Below are 8,209 nucleotides of genomic sequence, written 5' to 3' on the forward strand. Positions count from 1 at the left end.
GCCTCAGCGCTCCAGGCAGCGCGACGCGGAGGCGCCCCGGTCGAAGGACCCGTCGACCGCACCGAGGCCGACGACCGAGAAGCAGATCCGGGCCCCGGGGTCGAGGCCGTCGGCCAGGAACGTCGTGGTGCCGGCGGCCAGCAGGTCGTACGCGTGGACGGGGGAGCCCTCGACCTGGCTGACGACCATCAGCTGCACGTCCTCCTGCGCCGGCAGGTTCCACGAGATCTCGGCGGACGTGCCGCGATCGACCGCGGCCACCCCGGTGGGGGCGAGGTCGGGGTTGCCCGTCTGCGCCTCCACGACGCCCTCGGGCACGACATCGCCGTAGACCGGGACGCTGCCGGTGGTCTCGGCCTCGCCGCCCTCTGGTCCCTCGCCGTCCTCGCCGGTGGTGTCCGGGTCCGGGGCGTTCGTGGTGTCGGGGGAGGTGCCGCCGTCGGCCGTGACGCTCTCGCCGCCGTCGCCGCGCACCAGGTCGACGAGCACGGGGCCGACGCCGATCGCGGCCCCGACGAGCAGGACGGCGCCGACGAACGCGGCCGTGCGGCGCCAGGTCCTCGGCCGGGCGGAACCCTCGGAGGGGGAGTCGGACCCGGAGGCGCCGCCGTCCGCCCCGCGTCCGGCGACCTCGTCGGGCGAGGGGGTCAGCCCCGTCGGCGCGGCGTCCGCGACGTCCGAGCGCGAGCGGGCCGTGCGGCGTCCCTCGTCCCGGGCCGGGGGCTCCGACTCACGTCCGAGGTGGCTGAGCGTCGAGCGGGCGACGGCGGCCGCCACCGGCGCGGGGGAGCGCGGCGCCGTGGTGGCGCCCGGGGTCGCCGGCGACCCCGTCGGGTCCGTGGCACCGGTCGCCCCGGTGGAACCCGTCGCCCCCGTGGCGCCGGTCGACGACGGGCGCTCGCGCGTCGCGTCGTCGTCGTCCGTCCCCGGCGAGCGAGGCGGGACCGGCGCGGGCACGGTCGGCACGACCGGCGCGGCCGAGGCGACCGGCGCACCCGCCTCCGCGACGCCGGGCTCCCACCCGCGCACCTCGGTCGGGACGGCGCGCAGCGCTCGCAGGACGGCGGCCGCGCCGTCGGGCCGGTCCGCCGGCTCGGGGGCGAGGCAGGCGTCGAGCAGGGACGCGAGCGACGGTGGGACGTCGGACCGGGCGAGCGTGCGTCGGGCGCCCGTGCGGACCTTGCGCAGGTAGGCCAGCGCGGTGTCCTCGTCGGGGTCGTCGGCGGCGAACGGGGCGCGGCCGTCGAGCAGGGTGAACAGGGTCGATCCGAGCGACCAGACGTCGTCGGCGGGGGTCGGCGTCAACCCGTCGAGCACCTGAGGCGAGGCGTGCCGGTAGCTGAACCGCTCGAGCGAGGAGGTGCGCCCGGCGTCCACCGCTCGGGCGATCCCAAAGTCGGCCAGCACGAACGACGTGGGCAGGACCAGCACGTTCTGCGGCTTGACGTCGCGGTGCAGCACGCCCTGCGCGTGCGCGTACGCGAGGGCGTCGGCCAGGGCCGTCCCGGCGCTGACGACCTCGGCGACGGGCAGCGGCCCGTGGCTGCGCAGCCGGTCGTGGAGCGAGCCGAGGTCGTGGAAGTCCATGACGAGGCACGGGCGGCCGTCCGTCGTCGTCGGCGTCGCGAGCACGGTGACGATGTTCGGGTGGGCGCGGCCGAGCCGGACCGTGATCGCGACCTCGCGCTCGAACCGGGCGCGGACCTCGGGCTCGGCGAGGTCGACGACCTTGATGGCGACGTCGCGGTCGACCCCCGCGTCGCGGGCCCGCAGCACCAGACCGTCGCCGCCGCGGGCGATCTCGACGAGGTCGGTGTACCCGGGGACGCTCACGGACGTGACGGGCGGGGACGGGGCGGGGTCGACGTCGAGCCCCACCGCCTGCGCCAGCGCATCCGGACGCGCGGGCGCCCAGACCTCGTCGTCCTCCACCACGCCTCCCGGTCGGCCGCTCGTCGCCGTCCGTGGCACGGCGGCCCGTCCAGTATCGGGTACCACCGGCCGGTCCGCCGGGTCGGGGCGGTCTAGGGTGGGGCCGATCTGGTCACCCCCACCGAGCGGAGCGTCACGCGTCGTGTTCAGCGATCTCGTCCACGCCACGACGCCGTCGCGCACCGACGAGGCGGAGACCAGCGCGAACGACCACATCCGCCGCACCAACCTCCAGCGCGTGCTCACGCTGCTGCACTACCGCGGCCCCCGCCGTCGCCCCGAGATCGCCCTCGCGACGGGTCTGACGCGCAGCACCGTCGGGCTGCTCGTCGCCGAGCTGGCCCAGCGCGGCCTGGTCACCGAGGTGGTCGCCCCCGAGCGGGGGCGTGGCCGCCCGAGCCCGATGATCGTCGCGAACGGCGACGGCGTGTGCGCGATCGCCGTCAACACCGAGTCCTCCGTCCTGACCGTCGCCCTCGTGGGCCTCGGCGGCGTCGTCCACCAGGTGCTGGTCGAGGCCGTGGACGGCGCGGAGGATCCGGCGCTCACCTGCGACCGCATCACCCGGCTCGTGGCGGAGCTCGTGACGTGCGCCGGCCCCGAGCGGCGGATCCTCGGGATCGGGGTCGCCGTGCCCGGCCAGGTCCAGGTGGGCGACGGCGTGGTCCGCCACGCCCCGCACCTGGACTGGCGCGAGGTGCCGCTCGCCGCGATGCTCACGGCCGCCACCGGACTCACCACGACGGTCGGCAACGACGCCGCCGTCATCCTGGGCGCGACGTCGGCCTTCGGCGACGGGCTGGCGAACGACCTCGTCTACCTGGTCGGGCGGCCGAGCGGCGTCGGTGGCGCGATCATCTCGCGCGGTCGGCTCGTCCACGGGGCGTCCGGGTACGCGGGGGAGTGGGGGCACGTCCCCGTGGCGCAGCCCGGTCGTCCGTGCGTGTGCGGCGGCGTGGGCTGCCTCGAGACGGAGGTCGCCCTGGACCGGCTGCTCGCCGTCGCCGAGCTGGACGGTGACGATCCCGAGCAGCTCGCGGCGGCCCTGATCCGCCGCGACCAGCCCGAGCTCGAGACGGAGGCCCGCCGCCAGCTCGGTCACCTCGAGGTCGCGCTGCGCACCGTCGTCAACGCCCTCAACCCGGGCACGATCCTGCTGGGTGGCTTCCTCGCGGCGCTGCTCGACTCCCGCACCGAGCACGAGCGGTCGGCCCTGGTCGCCCGGGCGGTCGGGGCGGCGGCCGAGACCGTGACGATCCGGGGGACCTACGGCGACGCCGAGCAGGTGCTCCTCGGGGCGGCGGAGCTCGCGTTCGTCACGTTGCTGCGGGCACCGGACCTCGTCGGCCCGGCCTGAGACGTCCGCCGCCGTCACCCCGCCGGGAACGCGTTTTCCGGCGCTCGCCCCAATTCCAGCACCCGACATGACTTTCGGGTTGTGCAGCCGCTGCGCGGCGGTTATTTTGTAGGCGTCGCAAAAAAGCGTGTCACCGTGGACGCGCTCGAACGAAGGAGTCCGTGTGACGACGCAGTCGCCCCTGCCCGCCCCGACCACCACCTCGTCCCCACCCCGGCGCGGCCGCCGCGCCGTCGCCCTCGCCACGGTCGGAGCGCTGCTCGGCAGCGGGCTGACCGCCCTGCTCGCCGTCGCCCCTGCCGCGGCCGCGCCCACCAACCTCACGCACAGCGTGAGCTCGCCCGACGGTTCGCTCGAGGTGGGCGTCGGACTCGTCGACGGTCGACTGACCTACGACGTCACCCGTGACGGCTCGCTGCCCGTCGTGGCCGACTCCGGCCTCGGTCTCCGACTCGGGTCGCCGAGCGTCGACCTCACCTCGGGGCTGACGATCACCGACACCGCCCGCGCGGAGATCGACGAGACCTGGACCCCGGCGTGGGGCACGGTCTCCTCGATCGAGAACCGCGCCAACGAGCTGGTGGTCTCGACCGTGCACCCCGCCTCGGGCGTCGAGCTCGACGTGACCTTCCGCGTCTTCGACGACGGCGTGGGCTTCCGCTACACCTTCCCCGAGCAGGACGCCCTGCCGGGACCGTTCGACGTGCTGGCCGAGGACACCCGGTTCGCGCTGCCGAACGATCTCACCGCCTACTTCGTCCGCGCGGGCCGGGACTGGAACGCCGACGAGAAGCACTACCAGACCCGCCCCGTCGGCGAGGTCCCCGACGCCCAGACGCCGATCACCTTCTCGCGCCCCGACGGACTGTTCCTCGCGCTGCACGAGGCCGACCTCACCGACTTCTCCGCGATGACCGTGGTGCAGGACGCGAGCGCGCCGCGCGGCACGTTCCGCAGCGAGCTCATCGCGCTCCCGGGCGGCGTGAAGTCGATCGTCGACGCCTCCGACGGCGGCTTCGACACCCCGTGGCGCACGCTGACGGTCGGACGCACCGCCGGTGACCTCGCGGAGTCCCACCTCATCGCGAACCTCAACGACCCCTGCGCGATCTGCGACGTCGACTCCGACGGCGACGGCGTCGACGACACCACCGACTGGATCACGCCGGCCACCTACACCGGTGTCTGGTGGGAGCTGCAGCGCCGCTTCACGACGTGGACGGCCGGCCCGAACCAGGGGGCGACCACCGCCAACACCAAGCGCTACATCGACCTCGCCGTCGACATGGGCGCGAAATTCGTCCTGGTCGAGGGCTGGAACGTCAACGCGGGCGGGAACTGGCTGAACCAGGACTTCGTCACGCCGAACGAGGGTTACGACATCGAGGAGGTCCTCGCCTACGCCGCGGACAGGGGCATCGGGATCGTCGGGCACAACGAGACCCGCGGTCGGGTGGACTACTACGACGCGCACATGGAGGAGATCTTCGCCCAGTACGCCGAGTGGGGGATCAGCTCGATCAAGACGGGCTACGCCACCGCGTTCCTGCTGGGCGGCGTCAACCGCAGCCACTACGACCAGGAGGCCGTGCGCCACTACCAGCGTGTGACCGAGACCGCCGCTCGGTACGGCATCACCGTCAACGCGCACGAGTCGATCAAGCCCACCGGCCTGAACCGCACCTACCCGAACATGATGACGTCCGAGGGCGTCGCGGGCATGGAGCAGCAGGGCCACATGGGCGTCAACGGCAACCCGCCCGAGCAGGCCACGATCCTGCCCTTCACCCGGTGGATCGGCGGACCGGCCGACTACACCCCCGGCGTGCTCAACGTGACGTGGGACCCCGCGCCGCGCAACTCGCGCGTGCAGTCCACGACGGCGAACCAGCTCGCGCTCTACACGACCTTCTACTCACCGCTGCAGATGTTCGCGGACACCCCGGACAACTACGCGATGTTCCCCGAGGAGGTCGAGTACCTGCGCGGCATGCCTGCCACGTGGGACGACTCCCGGGTGGACGCCGAGATCGGCGACTGGATCGTGACCTCGCGCCGCAGCGGCGAGACCTGGTACACCGGCGTCGTCACGGACGAGAACGACCGAGCCGTCCCGGTGCCGCTGGACTTCCTCGACGAGGACACGACCTACCTGGCCGACATCTACACCGACGGCGCTGACGCGAGCTGGAAGGGCAACCCCCTGTCCGTCCAGCGGGTCAAGGTGCTGGTCGACTCGACCGACACCGTGATCGCCGACATCGTCGGCGCCGGCGGTGCCGCGTTCAAGCTCACCCCCGCCACGGCCGAGGAGCTCGCGAGCGTCCCGCCGCTGGTCGCCGCGTCGCTGTCGCTGGTGGGCGAGCCCGAGATCGCCTACGAGCCCGGCACGGGCGTCGCCCGCGTCACGGCGACCGCCCACGGCGAGGGGTCGCTCGTCTCGAGCGCCCCTGTCGTGCTCTACGTCGACGGCACGGCCGTCGGCGAGCGCACGGTGCGCCTGGCCCCGGGCGGGGAGGCGACCTTCACCTACGAGTTCCCGTGGACGGCGACGGCGGACGGCCACTCCCGGATCGCGCTCGGCGACGCCGACGGTCCGTACGACGAGGGTGACCGCTTCCTCGTCGCCCCCGTCCTCGACTCCACGTTCCGCACCGCGGTCGTCGAGGCCGCCGCCGCGGGCACCGTGCCCGCCGACGCCCTGGCGGAGCTCACGCAGCGCGCTCGCGCGCTCGAGGCCCTCGCCGAGCTCGGCGAGACCGACGCGTGGCGGGAGGGCGCGCAGGACCTGCGGGCCGAGCTCCTGCTCCGCGACGGCCTCGACGCCGGCGTGATCGCCGAGCTCGACGACCTGCTCGACGTCTACCTCGGGGCGCCCGCGGGCATCATGGGCGTCCTCGCCCGGGTTCCCGCGCTGACCGGGGAGCTCGACGACGGGGGCGCCGCGGCCGCGCGCACCGCGGCGTCGGCGCTCTACGAGGCCGCCGCGGCCGGGTACGACCACCTGGTACCGGGGCTGCGGACCCAGCTCGGCTCCGCCGTCGGCACCGGACCGACGGGGACGGCGATCGCCGCCGACCTGACGGCGATGGCGGACGGCTTCGTCCTCGAGGTCGAGGACGGCGTCTTCTACGGCGGCGCCCGGACCAGCGCGGAGCACCCGGGCTACACCGGAACCGGCTTCGGGCGGTCGTTCGACCGCGTCGGTGCCGGGGTCGACCTGCCGTTCCAGGCCGCTGCCGCGACCACGTACACGGTGTCGCTGCGGTACGCCAACGGCATGGTCGTGGAGCCGTTCGACCGCACGATCTCGATGTGGCTGAACGACTCGGCGCCGCAGCGTGTCGACCTGCCGCGTCGCAGCACCGCCGCCGACCGGTGGCGCAACTACGGCTACACCCCGAGCAGCTACGAGCTGAACGGTGTCGGCGGCACCAACGCCCTGACGCTGGAGTACCTCACCGGCGACACCGGCAACGCCAACATCGACCACGCCAGGGTCGTGCCGGGGGACGGTGTGCGTGAGCGGACCCGCGACGAGGCCGAGGACGCACGCCTCACGGGTGGGGCCCGCGTCGCGTCGGCGGTCGGGGACTTCACCGGCACCGGCTACGTGGAGGGCCTCGCGACGGCGGGGGCGGCGTCCGCCGTCGACCTCGACGTCCCGGTCACGGGCCGCTACGTGCTGCAGGTCCAGGGCAGCGGCGGCGACGGTCCGGCCACCGTGGCCCTCGCCGTCGGCGGCGCCGTGCACGAGGTGACTCTCGGAGCCGGCGGCTGGAGCTGGGGGAGCGTGGCGGTCGACCTGACGGCCGGCCCCACCACCGTCACGGCCACGGCGACCGTGGGCGACCCGCGCCTCGACGCCCTCGCGGTGCGCCTGGTCGCGCTGCCGGCCGGGGCGGCCGACGCCCCGACCGGGGCCACGGCCGTCCTCGAACCGGGCAACACGGTCTCGCTGACGTGGACGCCCCCCGTCGACACGGCGGGGTCCCCGCTCGCCGGGTACCGCGTCTGGGTGAGCGTCGACGGTGTCGAGCAGGCGCCGGTGGACGTGGCGGCCGATGCCACGACGCTGGCGCTGACCTCGATCGTGGAGGGGGCGACCTACTCCTTCCAGGTCGCCGCCGTCACCGGGGCGGGCGAGGGGCTGCGCTCCACGCCGAGCAACGAGGTCACCACGGTGGAGCGGCCGTTCGTCGACGTCCCGGTCGGTTCGCAGTTCTTCGCCGAGATCAGCTGGCTGCTGGACAGGGGGATCTCGACCGGGTGGTCCACGCCGGCGGGGCAGGAGTTCCGCCCGGTGACCCCGATCGCCCGGGACGCGATGGCGGCGTTCCTCTACCGGCTCGCGGGTTCGCCCGACGTCGAGCTGCCGGCGGTGTCGCCGTTCGTCGACGTCGCGCCGACGAACCAGTTCTACGTCGAGATCGCCTGGCTCGCGCAGGAGGGGATCTCCACCGGGTGGTCGACGCCGGCGGGGGCGCAGTTCCGCCCGCTGGAGCCGATCGCGCGGGACGCGATGGCCGCGTTCCTGTACCGGTACGCCGACTCGCCGGCGTTCGAGGCCCCCGCGACCTCGCCGTTCGCCGATGTCCCCGTCGGCTCGCAGTTCCACGACGAGATCGCGTGGATGGCGGACGAGGGGATCGCCACCGGCTGGCAGGGCGGGAACGACGGCACGGACGTCTACCGTCCGCTCGCGCCGGTGAACCGGGACGCGATGGCGGCGTTCCTGTACCGGTACGAGCACCGGACGCAGGGGTGAGGACGCCCTGATCGGGGCGTGATCCCGCAGCGGTGACGACGCCGGGGTGCGGCAGGAGTGGTCGACGACCACCCCTCCCGCGCCCCGGCGTTCGCCGTCGGAAGGCCGGGTGCGGCGGCTCTGCTGCCCACAGTGCGAGACTGTGATTCCAC

3 protein-coding genes are annotated in these 8,209 nt (G+C 74.3%); 2 read left to right on the plus strand and 1 reads right to left on the minus strand.

What is annotated here, in order from left to right; genetic code table 11:
• Positions 1-3 precede the first annotated feature (3 nt).
• Positions 4-1,932 (minus strand): serine/threonine-protein kinase, encoded by a 1,929-nt coding sequence (locus tag C8046_RS17935; protein WP_158277265.1) that lies wholly within the window; start codon positions 1,930-1,932, stop codon positions 4-6.
• Positions 1,933-2,074: 142 nt separating this feature from the next.
• Between C8046_RS17935 and C8046_RS17940 the strand changes: the two genes are divergently transcribed.
• Positions 2,075-3,289: an ROK family transcriptional regulator gene (locus C8046_RS17940; RefSeq protein ID WP_158277266.1), complete on the plus strand. Its 1,215-nt coding sequence runs from the start codon at positions 2,075-2,077 to the stop codon at positions 3,287-3,289.
• Between the two features lie 163 nt (positions 3,290-3,452).
• Positions 3,453-8,057 (plus strand): glycoside hydrolase family 97 catalytic domain-containing protein, encoded by a 4,605-nt coding sequence (locus tag C8046_RS18555; RefSeq protein WP_109230617.1) that lies wholly within the window; start codon positions 3,453-3,455, stop codon positions 8,055-8,057.
• The last annotated feature ends 152 nt before the right edge of the window (positions 8,058-8,209 follow it).

The organism is Serinibacter arcticus (assembly GCF_003121705.1).
Lineage (GTDB): Bacteria > Actinomycetota > Actinomycetes > Actinomycetales > Beutenbergiaceae > Litorihabitans.